Genomic DNA, 22,937 nt, shown 5'->3' with positions numbered 1-22,937 from the left:
GAGTCATGAACGTTGCAATTAAATTTTTCCAGGATGGCGGCTTCTGGATGTACCCGATCCTGATCGTGGGGATTATCGGTGGAGCCTTCGCCGTTGAGCGTTTTATCAAGCTCAAACTTCTTGAGCGCGCCAACAAGCGCACCTGGGACGACATTTATCCGCTGCTCAAGAAGGGCGAGTTTGACAAGGCTCGACAGATGGTGGAAGCCAGCACCTCAGCAGTGGGGCAGCTATTGACCATGGGCCTGGAAGTGCAGGGCACTGTGCGCCGTCGTGACGATATCGAGATCGCCATGGAAGAAGCGATGATGGAGATTACCCCGCAGCTGGAAGCGCGCACGGTCTATATTTCCATGTTCGCTAACGTGGCTACGCTGCTCGGGCTGCTGGGTACCATTATCGGTCTGATCTCCGCGTTTGAGGCGGTGGCCAACGCCAACCCGGCGGAAAAATCTGCGCTGCTGTCCAACTCCATTGCGATGGCGATGAACACCACGGCATTTGGTCTGATTGCCGCTATCCCGCTGTTGGTGTGCTACAACATGGTCAACTCCAAGACCGCTGCTATCGTTGGTAGCCTGGAAATGATTTCCGTTAAAACGCTCAAGCTGATCAGCACCCTCTCCCGTCGTGGCTTCCAGGCAGCGCCTGCCTCTAATGAAGCAGACAAGGAAGAAGAAAAGACGGAAGACGAGAGCGATACCTCCGCCGAAGCCTCCAGCTGAGTGGTAAGTCATGGCACGCAAGACACATAAAAAGCAGCAGCCGGATGCGGAACTGGACGTTACCTCATTCATGAACCTGATGGTTGTCCTGATTCCCTTTCTGTTGGCGACCGCGGTGTTTTCCCAGGTGTCAATTCAGGAGCTGAATCTGCCTTCTGGCTCAGGTGGTGCGGCTGCTGACAAGCCCAAGGTCACCATTGAGGTGATGATTCGCAAGGACGTCCTGGAAATCAGTAATGGCCGTGCTATCACGGATCGTTTTCCGAGCAAGGACGGCGCGTATGACTTTGCCGGGTTGACCGCTGAGCTGCGCAGACTGAAGGAAAAGCATCCGGAGAAGGAAGACGTGACGGTACTCCTTGAGCCGGACATTGAATACAACGACATGATCGCGGTGATGGATACGGTGAAAATCTACAAGCCGAAAAAGGAAGGTGATAGCGATGCTCCGCCTCCTGAAGCGGAAGTGTTGTTCCCGGATATTTCCATAGGGGATGCGCCATGAAGAACCAGCGTCGTATGCGCCGGTTGGCGCGCATGGGTAACAAGTCAGGCACTGGCCTGAACCTGACCTCCCTGATGGATATTTTTACCATCCTGCTGCTCTACCTGCTGGTTAACCAGTCGGATACGCCACTGGAGCCACCCAAGGATGTGAAGCTGCCGGATTCTATTGTCGAGACAAAGCCACGGGAAACCCTGGTGGTCACGGTGAATGGTGATCAGGTGATCGTGAAAGGCGAGCCTGTGATTTCCATGGCCGAAGTGCTGGAATCCAAGGGCATTATTGATCCGATTCGTGAGCGCATGGTGGAGATCCGTGAGAGCTCGATCGGTCTCGGTTCCGAGGAAGAAGAAGACAAGAGTACCGAGGTGACGATCATGGCTGATCGCAAGGTGCCCTACAGCATCATGAAACGTGTGATGGCGTCATGTACTGCTGCCGGTTACACCAAGATTTCGCTTGCGGTTAATCAGAAATAATAATTTTCAGATTGGCAGATCCTGTGAATACATCATTAGCACGGCGACAGCAGGACCTGATAGGGCAGGTAGAAGGCGAGCAACAGGCGCTGGCTGACCTTCAGGAAGAGCTGCAAAAAGTTGAGACTGCACTGACGGAGAAGGCGCCGCAACGCCAGAAGTTTCAGTTGTTGGGTGTGATTTGTGAATCACTGGACCAGCTGCATGAAATGGGCGCAGCGTCTCTCTTTTGGGGCGAGGGGGTATCTGAAGCGGAGCACGAGCAGAAGATTGCGAGTACCCGCGAGGTGGCCGAACAGTTCAACAGTGAGCTCAAGGTGCTTGATGAAGCACAGGGGTCGCTGAAGGAAAAAATTGATTGGCACCAGGGTAACCTGAACGAGCTCAACTTCCATCTGGCGGAAGTGACGGAAGAGCTCGAAAACTCCAAGTTCGATTTCGTTATCGAGCGTGATGCCGATGACAACAAGGTCTTTGTGGCGGGCTTGCTGCCCTGGTCGAAGACTGAAGAAGACAGGAAGCGGCAGCGCAAGGCCCTGTTGATCTCTCTGGTATTGATGTTCCTGATTGGCGGGATTCCTGCCATTTGGGAATTGCCACCACCGGATCCTGACAGGGAAATCAAGATTCCTGAGCGACTGGCCAAGCTGGTGAAAGAGAAGGCGAAGCCCAAGCCGGTGAAGAAGCCGGAGCCGCAACAGAAGAAGGAAGACGAGCCCAAGCCGGATGAGCCGAAAGTGGCCAAGAAGGAGCCGCCCAAGCCTGAAGAGATCAAAAAGGCGCGTGAAACGGCCGTTACCAAGGGTGTCCTGGCTCACAGTGACATGTTTGCGGACCTGATGGACGACTCCGTGACCTCCAACCTGGGGGCGGAAGCGAAAATCTCGGGAAGCCGGGCGACTGGCGCAGCAGCAGCCAATGGTGCAGCTGGATCGCGGGCGCTGATTACTGCATCCGCCGGCGGCAGTGGTGGTGTGGCAGCGGCCAGCTCGGTTAGCCGTGGTGGTGTCGGCAGTGGTGGAGGTAACGCTATCAGTGGTAGCGGTCTCTCTACGGGGCAGGTGCAGAGTGCGGTGGCGGCCAGTGTGAGAGAAAGTGCGCGCCCACTGACCAAAGGTGCCGGGCCTTCTCGTACGGATGAAGAGATCCAGATTGTCTTCGACCGTTACAAGTCTGCGCTGTACCGCATCTATAACCGGGAGCTGCGCAACAACCCAAGCTTGCGAGGCAAGATGGTGCTGGAGCTGGTCATCGAATCGGACGGCTCTGTGTCAGCCTGTAGGGTGAAATCCACCGATCTGGACTCGCCGACGTTGGGTCAGAAGATCGTGGCGCGGGTGAAGATGTTTAACTTTGGTGCCAAGGAAGGGGTGCCTCAGACGAAGATTCTTTACCCCATCGACTTCCTGCCGGCAGGCTAGCCAGAAGGCATAACGCCACTAAGCCGGATCAGGCATTCCCCTGATCCGGCTTTTTTGTGCCTCCAAGCTATTGATTTAGCGACGTGAATACCGCTTATCCAGTGCAAAAGACTTCTTATCATTTTTTAGAGAAAACCCGCCTAAACGATTGTTTCCCCTGAAAAAGTGCGCGTCGTATCACGGTATTTGTACTAGTAATTTCGTAGACTCGGGAGTCCAAATGGCATTTTTTGCCGTTCGAAAATAACACTAAAGTTTTAAAAAGGGCGCCGCGTTGAAGAAAGAGCTTTTCCTGAGACGGCCGCTGAGGGATGGGGAAATGTCGCCAAGCCAGCATTCAACCTTCGGTCTCGGGCAATTTTTTGCAAGTCGATCTGTGAAGCCCTCTGCGGGAACTTCGGCAGCGTCCGGTCACGGTCAGCCCAGCCTTGGTCTCCTCCAGGTGCTTTTCGCGCTGTTCCTTGCAGCGTTCTCCACTGGTGCTTTGGCTGCCTCCTTCAGCGTGTCCGACTTTGCGGTGCCGGGCAGTGACCCGCTCGATGTCTTCAGCTGTGAGCTGGATGGCCCCGGTGACCTGGCCAATAACGGTCAGGCGTTTGGGCCCAGTGACCAGCTCTCCATCGATCGCTCCTGTGTGATCAAGAACTTCACCTGTGATGACCCGCTGAACTCCACCCTGAACTTTGCCAGCCACGTACCTGGCACCCTGATCATTTTTGAAAACGTGTGTTATGGCGGTAACTTTGCCTGTGCGAACGTGGAAGGCTCAGCCTTTGTCTGGGCGGTAAACGGCTCGGACTTCAGTTCGGTGAAGCCCGGCTGTCAGGATCTGATCATCCCGGTGGAAAAGATCGAGAAGTCCGCCACTGACCTGGCAGACAACCCGATTAGCTCTGTGAGTGTGGGGGTGCCCTTCCGTTACACCCTGGATATTCCGGTACTGTTCGATCCGGTTAGCGGCACCATTATTCCCGGTTACGGTTCCCTGAATGAGCTCGGCAACATCGTCATTACCGATGACATGACCCCGGGTACTCTGGGTGTGGACCTTGAATTGCTGGATATCACGGCATCCTGGGGGCCGGCTGGGAGTCCCACAGGGACGACCATGACACCGGGCACAGATTTCACCGTGACCAGTAGTGTGGGTAACCCCAGTACCCCGGGAGTGCTCACCATTGAGATTCTCAACCCGGAACCGCTGGCGGCGAATAACCAGATTCATATCGCGATCGATGTGATGCTGACGGATGACCCGCTCAACAATATCGGCAAGTCCTTTATCAATGTGGCGGAGTGGACTTTTTCCCGCCTGATTGACGGTACCCTCTATGATCCGCTTCCCGGTGAGAATGGGGTGGCCGAGCTGCTGAGCATTTCCCGCCCGGATCTGCAGGTGGAGAAGACAACCACCTCTACAGCGGTCAACTTCAGCGACATGCCGGACTACAGCATCTTCGTCCAGAACGTGGGCGGTGCGCCGGCCTGGAATATCCTGGTGGAAGACCAGATCCCGCTGGAAATGCGTGACTTTGATCCGACCACTGCGCTGACGGTCACCATGGCGGGCAATCTGCTCGATCCATCTGATTATGTCCTGACTTACACCACCACGGGCCCCAATGATGGCCTGTTGGAAATCGAATTGCTGGATTCCGCCGGCGGGCTCAATGCCAATGAAATCCTGCGCATCGACTACACCAGTCAGCTGGATCAGCCGGGGGGCAGCAATGAGCCCGCGAACGGTGTTGAGCTCACCAATGTGGCAGCAGCCACGTTCTGGGCCAACGATATCAGCACCAACACCAACCGGGTGGAATACACCGGCCCTCGCACCGATGGCACCGAGGGCACAGCGGATAATCAGGATTCAGCATTTGTTACTGCGGCACTGACCGGTTACTACTTCGAGAAAACGGTCAGCAATGTGACCAGTGGTATATCCCCTGCGTTTGCTGCCATCCCGGGCGATCGTCTGCGTTACCGGGTGCGGTTGTTCAACCTGGATCAGGAAATCTACAACGTCTCCATCACGGATCAACTGGATGCGACGCGTTTTGATATCAGTTCTGCCGCAGTGGATCCGGCAACCTGCCCGACTGGCGCAACCGTTTGCGACTTTGATCCTTCCGGCTTGTTGACCGTTTCTGGTGCCATTGATGTGGCGCCGAGTTCCGCCCAGCAGTCCATCGCTATCGAGTTCGAGGTCGACCTGCTGGATACCCTTGCCGATGGCGATGTGGCCAGTAACCAGGCACAAATGACCGCCGAGGACGATCTGGCCAATCCAGTCAGCGCATCCAGTGACGACCCCAACGTCAATGGGGTGGTGAACCAGGCGGATCCTGGCTCGCCAGCCAGTGATCCCACCAATATCACCATCTTTGCTCCCGGTCCTTTGCTGAAGGAAGGTCCGGTGGGGCTGACCGAAGCGCCCATCGGTGAAATTTTCGAATACTCGTTCACCGTTCCGCAAACCGGAGTGAATGCGCCGCTGTTCGACGTGCAGGTGCAGGACGCCCTGCCGACGGCGCTGGTGCCCACCACCATGCTGGCCACGGCCACTATTATTGATGGTACCGGCACACCCACTGGCACCACCTACAATCTGGTCGTCACCGATACAGGCAGTGGCTATCTGCTGTCCGAGAATGTGACCGGTCTGGATCTGGGTGCCAACGAGCGGGCGCAAATCACTCTGGAAGTGCAGGTCGACAATATCCTTGCCAACCAGGATGGTGTGAGCTTCACCAATACGGCTACGTACACCTACGCACGTATCAACGGTGCAGCCCAGAGCGATCCGGCGGGTACCGAAAGCACCACCGCAGCCATCACCATTGTAGAACCGGTGGTCACCGCCACCAAGACGGCGGTCAACCTGGACGGGAATTCCCCAGCCCAGGGCGGCGACACCCTGGAGTACACCGTCACCCTGTCCAGTAACGGTACCTCTACAGCCTTCGATACCTCTATCTTCGATACCCTGCCGGTCGGCGTGGAGTATGTGCCTGGATCAGCAGATATTCTGCTGGGTGGTGTTTCTACCCAGGTAGACCCGGATGTGACCGCCGGCGTGCTCACCTGGGGTGCGCTGAATGGTGACGATAGCCTGGATATCCCGGTGGGCGAAGATCTGGTGCTCACCTATGAAGTGGTGATCAACAGTGCCACCACCGGCGACCTGATCAATCAGGTGGATGTGCAGTGGCAGTCCCAGGATGGGGCTGTTGACGGAGAGCGTAACGGGGCCGATGCACCAGATGCGGCGGGCCTGAACAATTACTTCACGTCCACCGCCAGCACCGTGGCCTATGCAGATAACACCGCTTTCGCCAAAATGGTCCAGTCGGACGCCTGGAATGACGGCGGTACCCTGAGCACGGATCTTGACGGTATTGTGCGGGTGGGCGACCAGCTGACCTATGCCCTGACGCTGGGTCTGCGTGAAGGGCTTACCGAAGCAGTGACCGTGGCGGATGCACTGCCCTCCGGACTGGAACTGGTCAGCTTCAATTACGTCAACGGTCCGAACATCACGTTCACCCCGGTCACAGAGCCTGCGGCCAATGCCCGCGGCGCGCTGAGTTGGGATCTGGGGGATATCACCAATACCCCGGATGCCGACGACACCAACGACACCCTGGTCATCGAAGTGGTGGCGGTGGTGCTGGCCAATGATGCGGACACTCTGGCTCAGCTGGATACCCAGATCGTCAACAATAGCGCCGAGCTGAATTACACCGGAGCTGCCGCGCCGCTGCCTTCTGGTGATATTCCCGCCACGGTGAACCAGCCGGTGATGAGCGACCTCACCAAGGTGGATATTGCTGGTGGTCGAACCGGGACCGGTACCAACGCCGACCCCTACCAGGTGGATCTGGCGGCTGACACCATGCAGTTCCAGCTGGAAACCTGTAACAACGGCGATGCTCCGGCCTATAACCTGGCCATCAGCGATACCCTGGCGACCCAGTTTGATGAAGCGGACCTGGCTGCTGCCCCCGCGGTACAGCTGGGCGCGGCCACGTTGACCGCCGGAGCCGACTTTACCTACACCGCCCCCGCAGCCCGTGGTGGTGCGTTCAATATTGTGCTGGCGGATTCCCGCCCGGTGGATCCGGACCAGTGTGTCACCGTGAACTACAGCGTTGGTTTCTACACCGACGTCACCACCACGACACCGTGGAGCAACAACGCCAGCCTCGACGGCTACTGGTCACTGCCCGCCACCAGCGGTCAGCAATATGCAGGCACCACGGCCCAAGTGTGGATGGTCAATGCCAGCAACCCACAGGCGCCGGTAAAAACCATCACCGGTCAGGCCGATGGCGAAGTGGTAATTGGTGAGTCGGTGACCTACACCATCACCATTCCTGCCGACAATATTGTGCGCAACAACGTTGTTATTACTGACACTCTGGACCCGGCGCTGGTGCTGGACTTTGCCGACGTGAATGTGGGCGGCGCCAATGCCCTGTTTAGCAGTACGGGCAGCGGTCAGAACATTGAACTGAATGTGACCGATCCGGTACCGGCGGGTGCCAATATTGAAGTCACCCTGGTCACTCACGTGGCGAACACGGTGGACACCAACGCCGGGGTGAGCTTCAACAACGAAGCCACCTACACTTATGACGGCCTGCCAACCCCGCTGACCAGTCTCCCCGCGGGCAGTCTGCTGATCGTTGAGCCATTGGTGGCACTGACCAAAGTAGCGGATCTCACCGAAGTGACTGCCGGTGACGTGATCAACTACACGGTGACGCTGACTGCGGCGGCTGATCCGAATAATTCAGACGCGTTTGATCTGGTGTTGACGGATACCCTGCCTGCGGGTCTTGAGTATGTGCCGGGCTCTGCCACCGTGGGAGGTGTCGCGACAGAACCTGCCGTCACAGGCGACCCGCAGCTGCTCACCTGGCCCGCCATGGATATGGTCGAAGGGGCCTCGGTGGTGGTGGCCTATCAGGTGCTGGTGCGTGATACCGTGGCGGCCGGCGATGCCTTGGCCAACCTGGCCGAAGCCACCTGGACCAGCATTACTGGTGTGGATACCAATGAGCGTACCGGTGCCGATACCGACACTGGCGGCGTCAACGATTACTACGCCACCGACACCACAACGGTGACCGTGCCGGATAACACCACTCTGGCGAAGACTCGTTCCACCGATACCTTCAATGCCGCCGATGACAATCTGCGGGTTGGCGATCGCGTGCTATTTGAATTACGTATTGGTTTGCAAGAGGGCACCACCAATGGCCTGGTGCTTACCGATACCCTGCCAACCGGTCTGGCCTTTGAGAATATGGTCAGCGCGGATTTCTTCGGCTCGGTGGAAGCACCGGTGATCACCCCTGCGGCCATTCCTGCGCAGAGCGGTCAGGTCCTCACCTGGAACCTGGGCACCCAGACCAACCCGGCCGATGGCAATGCCGCCAACGATTTCCTCGTACTGGTCTATGAGGCTCGGGTCGAGAATCTGGACACCCTGAGCCAGACCCCAACCACCCAGCCGCTCACCAATGGCGCGACCCTGGATTACACCGTGGCCTCAGGCCCGGCGACCCAGCTTACCGACAGCGCCACCGTACAGGTGCTGCAGCCGGATCTGGCCATCACCAAGACTGTCAGCGCCGCCGGCGGTGACACCATTGTCGTCGCTGGCGAAGTGGTGACCTACACCGTTGCCATCACCAACAATGGTGATGCCCCGGCCTATGACTCCGTGCTGCAGGACACCCTGCCGGATGGCATGCGCCTGGCCGGTATCACCACCGACAGCATCGATGTGGACGGCAATGCGCGACCGACCCTGGCACCGACCTACAATGTGCTTACTGGCCTGGCCGAGTGGGATTTCGGCACCGGCGCGGTGGGCGTCTATGACATTCCTGTGGGCAGCACGCTGACGGTGGTCTACACCGTTGCCGTGGATCCGTCGGTACCGCCCAGCCAGACGCTCACCAACAGTGCGCTGGTGACGGATTACTATTCCTTTGATGACAGCGATGCGCCGGCTGGTGTGCCTGCCGACCGTGAGGATTACGGTCCCAGCAACACTGACATGGCCACGGTCACCACCCCTGGCCCGTTGTCTTTAGCCAAGGACGCACTGGCCACGGAAGCGACCATTGGTGAAACCTTCACCTACCGCATCACCGTGCCGGAAACGCCCACCGACACGGCCCTGTTTGATGTCCGCATCCTCGATGACCTGACGGCCACCGGCGTGGATCTGACCTTTGTCAGCGCCAACGTGGTTTCCGGCGGTGCCTGGACCCTGACCAACAGTGGCACGCCAACCAACCTGATTATTGAAGATACTGCCAGTGGCATCGATATCCCGGCCAATGGCCAGGCGGTGATCGACATTACCGTGTCCGTGGATAACACCACCAATAACCAGGCGGGCGATACGGCTACCAACACGGCGTCCTATACCTTCAATTCCATCAACGATACTGCCCTGACCCAGGTCGCGGCACCGGGCGGCCCCAATGACACCGCCGATCCGGTCACTCTGGTGGAACCGTTGCTGACCATCACCAAGACGGCGGCCAACGTGACGGCCGGCAAGGCGGCCACCGATCCGGCCGCCGGTGGTGACGCTATCGAATACACCGTGACCGTAACCAATGGCGGTACCGCCACGGCCTTCGATACCACGGTGACGGATACCCTGCCCACCGGGATGGCGTTTGCCGGCTCAGTGACAGCACAAATCAACGGCACCAATGTGACCGGGTTCAACGCAACGCCCAGCCAGCCGGGCGGTGGGGTGCTGATCTGGGGTGGCGACAACGGTGACGGCAGTCTGGACATTCCGGTAGGGCAATCCCTGGTAATGACCTACCAGGCCAATGTCACCGACGCCTCTATTCCGTCCTTGCAGAACAGCGTGCTGGCAGACTGGACCTCTCTGGATACAGGCATTGCCGGTGAGCGTACCGGTGCAGGCTGTCCGACCATTACCCAGCCGAATGATTACTGTACTGCCCCGGCTACCGCGACGGTGGTCACCGAGGACAACAACGCCCTCAGCAAGACCGTGGTTGCCGACAGCTGGGATGACGCCCCGCTGAGCACTGCCACCGATGGCATTCTGCGGGTGGGTGATACCGTTACCTATCAGCTGGAGCTGATCCTGCGTGAAGGTGTGACCAATGCGGTCGTGGTAAGCGATACGTTGCCTGCCGGACTGGTATTCGACAGTGTGGTCGCCATCAACGGCGATACCGCAGCCCCCTACAGCGCGGTAGCCCCCTTCACTCATGCGGATATCGGGGCCCCGGCCCAGTCAGGACAGACCCTGACCTGGAACATCGGAAACATTGATAACGCCATTGACGGAAACAGCGCCAACAACAGCTTTATCATTCAATACCGTGCGCGGGCGGAAGTGAATAATCCTGCCACTGCAGCGCCCTCCACCGTGTTGACTAACGACGCGTCCTTCTTCTACGACGGCACCACCACGCTCACCGACAGTGTCGATGTCGAGGTGCGTCAGCCGGTGATCGTTTCCGTGACCAAGTCCGAGGGGGGAGTGCGCTACCCCGACAGCACGTCACCGCGGCAGGTCGATATCGTCAATGATGTCATCCCGTTCACGCTGGAAGCCTGTAACGACGCAGGCTCCACCGCGCCGGCCTACAGCTTGCAGCTGGTGGATACCCTGGCACCGGAGCTGGATCATACCTCCATCACCACGCCAGTGGTCACCGTGAACGGTGCCAGCCAGATTGCGGGTTCCGATTACACCTACACTCCGCCGGCTGGTAGCGGTGGTGACATGGTGTTCGATCTGGTGACTGCGGTGAACCCGGGCCAGTGTGCCACGGTCGAGTACAGCATTGGTTTCGTGGACACCACCCCGGCCAACTCACTGTGGGTCAACAGTGTGATCGCCGCCAGTTACTGGTCGCTGCCGGCGGCCAACGGTGAGCAGTACGCTGCCGTAGGTCCGGACGAGTTCTGGATGACCAATGCCAGCATTGATGCGGTACCCGTGAAGGCGCTGGTGTCCCCGGCGACAGAAGCCACCATCGGTGAGCAGGTGGTGTACACCATCACGGTGCCTGCCTCCAATGCGGCCCGTCCGGCCATGGTGGTTACCGATACCCTGTCTGATGCGCTGGTGTATGAACCCGCCGGGACCTCGGTCACTGTGGGTGGAAATACCGTGACTCCCACGGACAACACCTCAGGTCAGAACATCAGCCTGGCGATCGGTGATGTGCCGGCCGGGCAGGAAGTGGTGGTGACCTTGACCACCCACGTGGCCAATACTGCCAACACCAATGCTGGCGATGTGTTTGATAACAGCGCCAGCTATGACTACACCGGCAATGCCAGCGGCCCGCTGACCAGTTTGCCGTCTGCCTCGCTGACCATTGTTGAGCCGTTGCTGACCCTGACCAAGGCGGCCGATGTAGCGACGGCGGTGGCCGGTGATGAAATTACCTATACCGTCAGCCTGACGGCCACCTCCAGCGCCAGCAACTCCGATGCCTTCGACTTGGTGGTGACTGACTCCCTGCCCGCAGGCCTGGAGTATGTGCCGGGCAGTGCCACCGTGCTGGGCAGTTCGCTGGAACCAGTGGTGACGGGTGATCCGCAGACGCTGACCTGGAATGTGGCCAGCATGGCCGAGGGCGATACAGGAGACGTCGTTTACCGGGTGCTGGTGCGCGACACCGTGGCGCCAGGCGACGAGCTGATCAACGCCGCCCAGACCACCTGGACCAGCTTGTCGGGTATCAATGCCAACGAGCGTGACGGCAATGATGGCGTGGGCGGTATCAACGACTACGTGACCACCGATACCACCACCGTCACCGTGCCGGACAACACCACGCTGGCCAAGGCCCGTGTGAACGACACCTTCAATGCGGCGGACGATAATCTGCGTGTGGGTGATCGGGTGCAATACGCCCTGACCATTGGCCTGCAGGAAGGCACCACCAACAATCTGGTGCTGGAAGATGTGCTGCCCGTTGGTCTGGTGTTTGAGGACATGGTCAGCGCCGATGTGTTTGGCAGTGCCGAGAGCCCGGTGGTGACAGCGGCCTATATTCCGACCCCGAGCGGTCAGACCCTGACCTGGAACCTGGGCGATGTGACCAACCCGGCCGACGGTGATCCGGCCAACGACTTCCTGGTGCTGACCTATGAAGCGCGGGTGGCCAACCTGGATGTGCTGGCCCAGACGCCGACCAGCCAGGCGCTGACCAACAACGCCGCACTCAATTACAGTGTGGCAGGTGCACCGGCTACCCCGCTGACCGCGTCCGCCACCAGCAATGTGCTGCAACCGCTGCTGGCCATCACCAAAGCGGCGGATGTCACCAGTGGTCTGGCGGCCGGCGATACCCTGACCTACACCGTGGAGCTGGCCAACAGCGGTGATGCGCCGGCCTACGATACGGTACTGACCGACACCATCCCGGATGGCCTGCGTGATGCCGGCGTGACCACCAGTTCCATTACCCTGGTGAATGCAGGTACCACCCTGACCAGCTTCAACCCGACCTTCGATCCGGGTACCGGTATTGCCACCTGGGACTTCGATAGTGGCGTCGCGGATGCCTATACCATTCCGGCAGGTGAGACCCTGCGAGTGGTGTATACGGTGCAGGCCGATGCGGACCTGGGTGCCAACCTGACTCTGGAAAACAGCGCCCTCGTCAGCGTGTACTACTCCTTTGATGACGAGGCAGTGCCGGCCAACGGTGTGGCCACCGAGCGTGAGGATTACGGTCCGGCAGGCCCGGCGATCGCCACCACCACCACCCTGGGTGCCGGTGCGCTGCAGAAGAACATCACCCAGCCCACCGCGGCCATCGGTGAGCAGTTCACCTATGAGATTCTGGTGCCTGCTACTCCGGTGAACATTGCCCTGAGCAATGTGCATGTGCTGGATGATCTGAGTGCGTCAGCCGCGGTGCTGGAATTTGTCAGCGCCCGTTATTCCATGGATGCGGGCACCAGCTGGCTGCCCATGAGCAACGTGGGCACTGCCACGGCGCTGGATCTGGTGGATCAGACCTCCGGTGTGGGTATCGACGTGCCTGCCTCCGGGCAGCTGCTGGTGGAGATCACCGTGCAGTTGGCGGATGACGCGACCAACGTGGCGGGACTCACCTTCAACAACACGGCCACCTATAACTACGACGGCTTCAGTGGTGATCCGACGACGCTGCAAGATGTGTCCGATGACATGACCATCGTGGCGCCGACCCTGGTGATGACCAAGTCCGGTCCGGCCACCCTGGAAGATGGCGTGGCAGGCACCTTTACCCTGTCCGTGCAGAACACCGACCTCAGCGCTACAGCCTGGGATATCACGCTCACCGACCATCTGCCGAACCTGGCGTCCGGTGGCATGTGTGATGTGGCACCGATCGTCACCGATGTGAGCGTGTTTGAATCCAACGGCACCACCCTGGTGAATACGCTGGTGGAGGGCACCGACTACAGCGTCAGCTTTGCTGCGGGCGCGGGCGCGCCGAATCCCTGTGTGTTCACGCTGGTGGGTGAGAGCGCCAATGCTGCCGTAGGGCCTGAACAGATTCTGGTGCTGACCTATACCGCAGAGCTGGATGCGGGCACCCCGGCCAACGCCACCCTGACCAACTTTGCCGCAGCCACCGAGTGGTTCAGCGCCGATGATACTGCGCCGGTCCGCGCTACTTTCACTCACACCCTGCAGGATGTGATTGAGGATGTGGCCGATCCGCAGGATTACCACACCCTGACCACCGTGCCGCCGACCATGGTGTTCGAGAAGACGGTAGCGGTGCAGGTGGATGCGGATGGCGATGGTCAGCCGAGCCCGGGTGACACCCTGCGCTACACCATCAACGTGACCAACCCCAGCAATGTGCTGCTGCAGGACTTCTCTGTGGTGGATGATCTGGGCGGACTGAATGCGGAACCCTATTTCCTGACAGGTTCGCTGGTGGTGGTCGATGCTGCGGGCGGCGTGGATAACTCCGATGCCAATGGCGGCACCAATGGTCAGGGCTTGCTGGATATCAGTGGCCTGAATCTGGATGTACAAGGCTCCGCCGGTGACAGCATTCAACTGATATTTGATGTCACCCTGGTGTCGGCCATCGACAGCGGCACCGTGGTGCTCAACCAGGGGCAGCTGAACTTTGCGGGTAGCACCCTGCAACTGTCCGATGATCCTGCCCAGGCCGGGACGGAAGATCCGACCCCGATCACTATCCTGTCTGCGCCGCAGATGCAGGTGCAGAAGGTGTCTGCGGATATTACCGGCGATGCCACCGTGCTCAGCCCGGGCGACACCCTGCGTTACACCATTACGGTGGTGAACATTGGCAATGAAGATGCCATCAATGTGTTGCTGCGCGATGCCATTCCGCAGTTCACCACCTATGTGGCCAACAGCACCACGCTCAACGGCAATGCGGTGGCTGATCCTGCGGTCGGTATCTCTGCGCTGGAAAGCGGCATGCAGATCAATGCGCCGGGCAACACCACGCCGGGTGCCATGGATGCGGATTCCGCCGCCGGTGCAGATGCCACCGCGACGATTACCTTTGATGTGGTGGTCGACGGCGATGCCCTGCCTGGCACTCGCATCGTCAACCAGGGTTTCGTGACCGGTGACGGTGCCGGCGGTACGCCGCTTCTGGAGCAGCCGTCTGATGATCCTGCCACGGCGGTGGAAGACGACCCCACCGTGGATATCGTCGGTAACCTGCCGCTGCTCGACGTGCAGAAAACCGTGGCCATTGCGGCCGGCGGCGATGTGAACGCCAATGGTGCGCCGGATCCGGGCGACACCCTGGAGTACACCTTTACGGTCACCAACACCGCGGATATCCCCGCGACCAATGTCATGCTGGTCGACCAGATTCCTGCGGGTACCACCTATGTGCCGGGCAGCACCATGCTGAACGGCGCGGCAGAGGCAGATATCGGCGGTGCATCGCCGCTGGTCAGCGGCATGCTGGTGAACTCTCCGGGTGAAGCGGCGGGCGTCATGGCGATCAACAGCAGTGCCACGGTGACCTTGCAGGTGACCATTGATGGCGCCACTGCGCCAGGCACAGTGATCACTAACCAGGGCACCTTGAGTAGCGACCAGCTGCCGGATGAACTGTCTGATCAGGATGGCATCGACTCCAACGGTGATCAGCCCACCGAGATTACGGTGGGGGCAGCCCAGCAGGTGTCCATCACCAAGAGCGTGATCGTGGTGGGTGGCGGTGCCGCCCTGCCGGGCTCCGAGCTGGAGTACACCGTCCAGGTCACCAATGAAGGGCTTGTGCCGGCGACCCAGGTCGTCATTACCGATGACGTTGCCCTGCTGGGAACTGATGTCAGCTATGTGCCGAATTCCGCCCGCCTCAATGGTGGCGTGGCCGGTGTGAGCGTGGTCAGTGACTTCATCACCGCGAATTACGGTGCCACCTATGGAGACCTGGCGCCGGGCGACAGCGCCGTGTTGCGCTTCCGCGTGCAGCTGTCCGATACCATAGTTTCCGGTAGCTCCTTCACCAACACCGCAGTGGCGAACTGGAACAACAATACTCAAAACGACAGTGCCAGTGTGACCACCCAGGTCGGCGCCATTCCGGGCACCGCCACCTTGAGTGGTTTCCTGTGGCATGACGTGAATTTCAACAATGCGTTCGATGCCGCCGAGACACCGCTGGTGGATTGGCAAATCCAGGCGTGGCAGAACAATGTGCTGCTGCGTACGGCCATCGCCGCCAATGATGGCTCCTACAGCATCGTCGGTCTGCCGGAAACCCAGCCGGGAGAAAGCTACGAGCTGCGTTTCGTGGCACCGGGTGCGACAGCAAGCACTGCGCCACTGGGTTACACCGATTCGGTGTTCACGGATGGACTGCAGGTGATCACCGATATCACGGCTGCACCGGATAGCCTGGTGGCGAACCTGAATCTGCCCATTGATCCCAACGGGGTGGTGTACAACTCCATTACCCGTGAAGCGATTGCCGGCGCGACTTTGACCATGGTAGATGCCAGTGGCAACGCCGTCGCCGACACCTGCTTCGACAGCACTGCGCAGCAGGGACAGGTGACTCTGGCTTCCGGTTTCTACAAGTTCGACCTGAACTTCAATGACGGCTCCTGCCCGTCCGCTGCGGATTACCGTATCGTGGTGACGCCGCCTGCAGGGGCCTTCACGCCGGGTGAATCCACCGTAATACCGCCGCTCACCGGTGAGCAGACTGCAGCCTATGACGCCGTAGTGTGTTCCGCAGATGCCATCGGCACCACGGTGGAGTGTGAAGCGCAGGCGTCGGCCAGCGCGCCGGGTACCTCGGTGACCGCCGGCAGCCCGCTGACCGGCTACTACCTGAACCTGATGTTCGCAGGCGCTACTGCGGATGATCGCCAGATCTTCAACAACCACATTCCGCTGGATCCGGAGCTGGGTGGGGCGGTCACCATTACCAAGACGGCGTCGGTGGTGAATGTGAGCCGTGGGGATTTCGTGCCCTACGTGATTCGCATCAACAACAGCTACGGTAACGACCTGTCCGATCTGGCGATCCTGGACAGCTTCCCGGCGGGCTTCAAGTACGTGAAAGATTCTGCCCGCCTGAATGATCAACCGGTTGAGCCGGATGTGAATGGCCGTAATCTGACCTGGCGTGGCCTGAACCTGTCCGCCAGTGGCCAACACACCCTCAAGTTGTTGTTCATCGTCGGTGCCGGTGTGGGCGAAGGGGAATACATCAACCGTGCACAGGTATTCCAGGCGCGCACCACGCGTCTGGCCCTGGCCGGTGCGACAGCCGTTTCCGGCGAAGCCCAGGCAACGGTCCGCGTGGTGCCGGATCCAGACTTCGACTGTACCGACGTGATCGGCAAGGTGTACGACGACGCCAACATGAACGGCTACCAGGATGAGGGTGAAGCGGGGCTGCCCAATGTTCGCGCGGTGACCGCGCGTGGTCTGATCGTGACCAGTGACCAGTATGGTCGCTTCCACATCACCTGTGCCGTGGTGCCCAACGAAATGCGCGGTTCCAACTTCATCCTGAAAGTGGACGATCGCTCCCTGCCGTCCGGTTACCGTCTGACCACCGAGAACCCGCTGGTGCGTCGCGCTACCCGAGGCAAGATGATCAAGTTCAACTTCGGTGCCGCCCTGCACCGGGTGGTGAGGCTGGATGTGGCAGCTCCGGTGTTCAAACCGGATACCACCGAGATGCGTCTGCAGTGGACCTCTCGCATGCCATTGCTCATGGAGCAGCTGGTCGAGAAGCAGTCCATCCTGCGCATTGCCTACATGGCCGAGAACGAAGATGAAGGCCTGGTGGATGATCGCCTCAAGGCGATGAAGAAACAGATCGCCCGCCAGTGGGCCGAGCTGGGGAACCCCTACGAGCTGGTGATAGAGACGGAAGTCTTCTGGCGAACCGGCGCGCCTCTGAAAGGAGGTAGCAAGTAATGAACAGGCTTACCGTGCTGACAAAAACAATGAAAACGCTGTCCATGCTGAAGCCGTCCGTGGCGAAGATGGAAGCACCGGATCTCCGTACCCTGGTGCGCGCAGGTGCTCTGGGGGCGCTGTTGATCAGCGTGCCGCTGCCGTTGCTGGCAGAAGACAACGCGGAAGACACCACCAGCGAAGAGCAGGCCAGCCCCAAGACCCGTGAAACGGCTCCTCTCGGGGAAGCAGTAGAACGGCAGCTGCCGCTGTATGTGGATTATCAAACCTGGGTGCAGGATCCGAGCCGCTACGAGCAGAATCTGGGTGATCGTATCGAGACCCAGACCGAGGAAGTGGAAAACCTCAAGACGATCAAGTTGACCAACGTGGTGCCCCCGATTCGCTACCAGTCCGGCGTGTCGGAAATTCCAGCGGAATACGTGGAACGACTGCGTGGCGTGCTGGACAGCATGAAAGGTCGCCTGAATGTGCGTCTGCACTTTGTTGGCCACTCAGACAATGTGCCGCTGTTTGGTGCTCTGCGTGCCCGCCTTGGCGATAACATCGGTCTGTCCCGTGAGCGTGCCGGTGCGGCCGCGGAATATTTCCAGGTTGCCCTCGATTTGCCACCGGAATCCATTTCCTATGAAGGTATGGGTGAAACCCAGCCGCTGGCGTCCAACGATACGGCTGCCGGTCGCTCCGAAAACCGTCGTGTGGAAGTGGAAGTCTGGTACGACGAGATCGAGAAGAAGACCGTCGAAAAAGAAGTGGTGGTGGAAGAGAAGCTCAACCGGGTGAAAGTCTGCCGGGTGGAGACCGTTTGTAAGCTGACTTACAAGGAAGGTCACTCCAGGCGTACCCGGGTCAAGAACCTGGTGCCGCCGCTGCACTTCAATGAAGAATCCGCAGAGTTGCCGGAAAGCTTCCTGCGTCATATCAGCCAGACGCTGGAAAACCTTTCCAACAAGCAGAACGTGACCATTCGCCTGATTGGTTACACCGACAACGCCACCATTACTGGTCGCGATGCGCGTATCTATGGAACCCACGAAGGCCTCTCCAAGGCCCGGGCCCGTCGTGCGTTGCTGTCCCTGCAGGACGCCTTGTCCTTGCCCAGCACCATGCTGGAAAGCACCGGCAAAGGCAGCAGCAACCCGATTGCGTCCAACGAAGCGGAATCCGGCCGCGCCCTGAACCGCCGCATCGAAGTGGAATTCTGGTATGACGACATTCTGCAGTCGCTGTCCAATGAGCCGCAGATGTGTCCGGAAGAAGCAGGCGCCGAGACAGTCACCCGTACTTACGATCCGCCGTCGGGCCCGATCAGCCCGGTGATCTACAAACAGGGCAAGCCGGTTATCTCTGATGGTTACGCCGCGCGTCTGGCCGGCATCCTTGATGATGTGAAAGACAAGACCAATGTGCGGGTGCGCTTCATTGGCTATACCAGCAACAAGCGCCTTGATCGCCGGACGGCCATGGTCTATGGCGATGATGTGGGGCTGTCTACAGCCCGGGCCCGTCGCGTCATGGAAATGGTCAGCGAACAGCTGAAGCTCAGCGAGGAGCAGACCGAGTTTGAAGGGCGCGGTCATGTACAGACCGATGATGTGGTCAATGCCGGTTTCGTAGAGTCCGACGTGTCCCGTGTGGATGTGGAAGTGGTCTACGACGAACTGGCCGTGCTGGATGATCTGGATGGCGTGGACATTCAGCGCCTGACCCGCGAAGTGGATATCGCCAACCCCTATGCGCTCAACCTGATGCGCATCAGTGTGGACGGCAAAGCCATTGATGATCCGCTGAAGAGTTCTGCCGATGTGCAGCGTTGTACCGACGTGGCGCTGGAGCAGGCGGACATCCAGTTCAAGTTCGACAATCTGGAAATCAAGCCGCGCCTGAACGTGACCGCCTGGCCGAATACGGTGGCCTGGCAGGACAACCCGGAAACCGAGGGCCCGGATAACCTGGTCCGGTTCCGCGCCTACAGCAACTACCCGGCTTATCTGGAAAAGGCAGAAGTGCGCATCTTCGCGCTGGGCAAGTCCGTCCGTGATGAGCCGCTGGCGGTGGTAGAGCTGCCAGTAAACGGTGATGGCGAATGGCAGGTGGATCTGGGTGAACAAGCCACCTCTGCCACCGATCTGCGCTACCTGTTGCGGGTTTATGACAAGGACGGCCATTACGACGAAACCGCGCCGCAGACCCTGTGGGTGGTGAAGAACATTACAGCCGATGATCTGGCCGACAAGAAGGATGAGTACCTGGCGCCGGCGGAAGAGCTGAAAGTGGGCTACGGCGAGAACCGTCTGGTTCGTTCCGAGATTCCCCTTAACGGCGGCACCATCCGTGTCTACGGCAGTGAGATTCCGGAAGGCCGTGAAGTGTTCGTGGCGGGCCGCAGTGTGCCGGTGGCCACGGAAGGCGAGTTTGCGGTGGAAGAAATCCTGCCACCGGGTCTGCACACCGTGGAAGTGGCGGTGATCGATAACGAAGGTAACGGTGATCTGTTCCTGCGCGACCTGGAGCTGGAGAAGAACGACTGGTTCTACGTGGGTGTGGCCGATGTGACCGCGTCCTACGGCGAGACTGATGGCCCGGCCAAGCTGGTTACCGATGATGAATACTACGACGACAAGTTCAATCTGTACGGCCGCCTGGCTTACTACACCCGTGGCAAGTTTGGTGACAACTGGCTGCTGACGTCCAGTGCCGACACCCTGGATGGCCCGGTGGATGACCTGTTCTCCGGCTTTATGGACAAGTCACCGGATGCGCTGTTCCGCCGTATTGATCCGGATTACTACTTCCCCACCTACGGTGACGACAGCACCGTGGAAGATGGTGCGCCGACGCTGGGCAAGTTCTACCTGAAAGTGCAGCGTGATGATGACTACGGGATGTGGGGTAACTTCCACACCAGTTATCTGGATACCACGCTGGCGCAGGTCGACCGCAGCCTCTACGGGGGTAAGTTGCACTATGAGTCTGCCGGTGTGACCAGCTTCGGTGAACAGCGTTTGATGCTGGACGGTTTCGTGGCGGATCCGGGCACCATTGCCGGCCGTGATGAATTCCGGGGCACCGGTGGTTCGCTGTACTACCTGCGTCACCTGGATGTGCTGGAAGGCTCCGATCGGGTTCGTGTGGAAGTACGCGACAAGGATTCCGGCATTGTACTGGCGGTGAAGAACCTGGTTCCGGGTATCGATTACGACATCGATTACCTGCAAGGCCGGGTGATGCTCAACGAGCCCCTGTCTCCGACCATGGCCGATGAATTGTTGGTGTCCACCGATGCTGGTAGCGGCAACGATGTGTTCCTGGTGGCGCGCTATGAGTACACCTTCAGCTTCGAGGAAACCAGCGACCTGTCCCAGGGTGGCCGGATGCACTACTGGTTCGGCGACCATGTGAAACTGGGTCTGACCGGCAGTAACTCCAATGAAGAAGGTAACAGTGACCTGGGCTCTGTGGACCTGACCCTGCGCAAGAGCGCACAGACCTGGGTGAAGACGGAATTTGCCAGCACCGACGGCACGGACAACTCTACTTTCTTCTCCACCGATGGCGGCTTCAACTTTGCCGGTGTCAGCAACGGTGCGTTGCCGGGCGAAGATATCAGTGCCGATGCCAATCGCGTGGATGCCAGCGTGGGCTTCCGTGATGTGTGGGACAAGGCATGGGACGGCACCATGAGTGCCTACCGCCAGGACGTGGAAGCCGGTTACTCCGCGCCAGGTCAGATTACCGCGAAGGACACCAAGCAGGTGGGCGCCACCTTGCAGGTGCCGGTCACGGAACGCACCGATGTGACGGTGAAGGTAGACAGCCTGGAGCAGGAGCAAGGACTGGAAACCAGCGCCGCCGAATTGAACGTGTCCCAGCGTCTCAACGAGCAGTGGCAGGTGAGTGCGGGTGTTCGTCAGGAGAAGCGCGAAGACAAATCCGTCGTGGTGCCGCTGACCCAGGTGGAAGGTGATCGCACTGATGTGGTGGTACGTGGTGATTACGACTCTCTGGATCGCTGGGCCGCCTACGGCTACGCCCAGGGTACCGCTTCCAAGGATGGTAACCAGGAAGACAATGCTCGCCTGGGTGCGGGTGGTGAGTTGCGCCTGACTGACCGCTGGCGCACCAACGGTGAAGTGTCCGGTGGTGATCTGGGTGTGGGTGCCCAGGCAGGTACCGAGTTCCTGGTGTCTGATCGCAGCAATCTCTATCTGAACTATGCGTTGGAAAACGAACGTAGTGACAATGGTGTGCGCGCCCGTCGTGGCAACATGGCAACGGGGGTTCGCAGCCGCTATTCCGACACCACCAGCGTGTACCTGGAAGAACGTTATACCCATGGTGATGTACCCACGGGCTTGACTCACGCCACCGGTATCGACATCGCCCCGAATGATCGCTGGAACTACGGCGCGAGTCTGGACTTCGGTACTCTCCGTGACCGCCAGACCGGTGCCGAGCAGGAGCGTCAGGCGTTCGGTGCCAAGGTGGGTTACGGTCATAATGCCGTGCAGATGGCCAGCGTTTTTGAATACCGCATCGACACGCTGGAAGCAGCGGACCTGAGTGACTCCGAGCGCAAGACCTGGCTCACCAAGAACAGCCTCAAATACCAGTTCACTCCGGACTGGCGTCTGATTGGCCGTCTGAATTACTCCGACAGCCAGAGCTCACTGGGTGATTTCTACGATGGCCGCTTTATCGAAGCGATCTTCGGCTACGGTTACCGTCCGGTGTACAACGATCGTCTCAACGTGCTGGCCAAGTACACCTACTTCTACAATCTGCCGACGGCGGACCAGGTGACGGTGAACAACACCAGCACCGAGTTCATTCAGAAGAGCCACATCCTTTCCGTGGATGCCATCTATGATCTGACCCGTCGCTGGAGCATCGGTGGCAAGTATGCCTACCGCCTTGGTCAAATCAGTCAGGATCGAGAGGATCCGGAGTTCTTCGATAGCCGTGCCAGCCTCTACGTTGCGCGTATCGACTGGCACTTCATTCGCAAGTGGGATGCCACGCTGGAAGGCCGACTGCTTGACCTGCCGGATGCAGAAGACAGCAAGAGCGGCGTGCTCACAGCGATCTACCGTCACCTGAACGACAACGTGAAATTTGGTGTGGGTTATAACTTCAGCTCCTTCTCCGATGATCTGACGGACTTGGATTACGATCATGAAGGCGCGTTTATCAATCTGGTGGGCAAGATTTAAAAAGCAGTTGAAAGTTTAAAGTTCAAAGTTGAAAGGCGCGGATGGGGTTGGGCGGTAAATGTCGCTCACTCTGTCCGCGTAACAGGTTACAAGGAGAGGCCGTGCTGGATGATTTGGGCGCGGCTTT

General features: G+C 59.2%; 6 protein-coding genes. All 6 read left to right on the top strand.

The features are described 5' to 3' along the window. Window positions 1–5 precede the first annotated feature (5 nt). The 6 genes from GFN93_RS01045 to GFN93_RS01020 all read left to right on the top strand — a co-directional run bounded on the left by GFN93_RS01045 (window position 6) and on the right by GFN93_RS01020 (window position 22,810). Complete coding sequence (locus GFN93_RS01045) at window positions 6–725, top strand: MotA/TolQ/ExbB proton channel family protein (protein WP_153498595.1); 720 nt, start codon at window positions 6–8, stop codon at window positions 723–725. Between the two features lie 10 nt (window positions 726–735). Then, the gene (locus GFN93_RS01040) at window positions 736–1,230 is read left to right on the top strand and encodes an ExbD/TolR family protein (RefSeq protein WP_153498594.1); all 495 of its coding nucleotides are present in this window, start codon (window positions 736–738) and stop codon (window positions 1,228–1,230) included. Then, window positions 1,227–1,709, top strand: a complete 483-nt coding sequence (locus GFN93_RS01035; protein ID WP_208993706.1) for an ExbD/TolR family protein — start codon at window positions 1,227–1,229, stop codon at window positions 1,707–1,709. The genes GFN93_RS01040 and GFN93_RS01035 overlap by 4 nt, the downstream gene beginning before the upstream one ends. A gap of 23 nt (window positions 1,710–1,732) precedes the next feature. Continuing rightward, window positions 1,733–3,130, top strand: a complete 1,398-nt coding sequence (locus tag GFN93_RS17520; RefSeq protein WP_153498593.1) for an AgmX/PglI C-terminal domain-containing protein — start codon at window positions 1,733–1,735, stop codon at window positions 3,128–3,130. Between the two features lie 442 nt (window positions 3,131–3,572). Then, complete coding sequence (locus tag GFN93_RS01025; RefSeq protein ID WP_194285725.1) at window positions 3,573–17,597, top strand: isopeptide-forming domain-containing fimbrial protein; 14,025 nt, start codon at window positions 3,573–3,575, stop codon at window positions 17,595–17,597. After that, window positions 17,597–22,810, top strand: a complete 5,214-nt coding sequence (locus tag GFN93_RS01020) for an OmpA family protein (RefSeq protein WP_153498591.1) — start codon at window positions 17,597–17,599, stop codon at window positions 22,808–22,810. Before GFN93_RS01025 ends, GFN93_RS01020 begins: the two co-directional genes overlap by 1 nt. The last annotated feature ends 127 nt before the right edge of the window (window positions 22,811–22,937 follow it).

Origin of the sequence: Alcanivorax sediminis, from assembly GCF_009601165.1 — a bacterium.
Taxonomy (GTDB): Bacteria; Pseudomonadota; Gammaproteobacteria; order Pseudomonadales; family Alcanivoracaceae; genus Alcanivorax; species Alcanivorax sediminis.
This window is presented reverse-complemented; position numbering and strand designations above follow the sequence as displayed.

Excerpts from the sequence above, each read along its gene's own strand:
- GFN93_RS01040 (WP_153498594.1), top strand. The coding sequence starts at position 736 with ATGGCACGCAAGACACATAAAAAGCAGCAGCCGGATGCGGAACTGGAC.
- GFN93_RS01035 (WP_208993706.1), top strand. The coding sequence starts at position 1,227 with ATGAAGAACCAGCGTCGTATGCGCCGGTTGGCGCGCATGGGTAACAAG.
- GFN93_RS01045 (WP_153498595.1), top strand. The coding sequence starts at position 6 with ATGAACGTTGCAATTAAATTTTTCCAGGATGGCGGCTTCTGGATGTAC.
- GFN93_RS01020 (WP_153498591.1), top strand. The coding sequence starts at position 17,597 with ATGAACAGGCTTACCGTGCTGACAAAAACAATGAAAACGCTGTCCATG.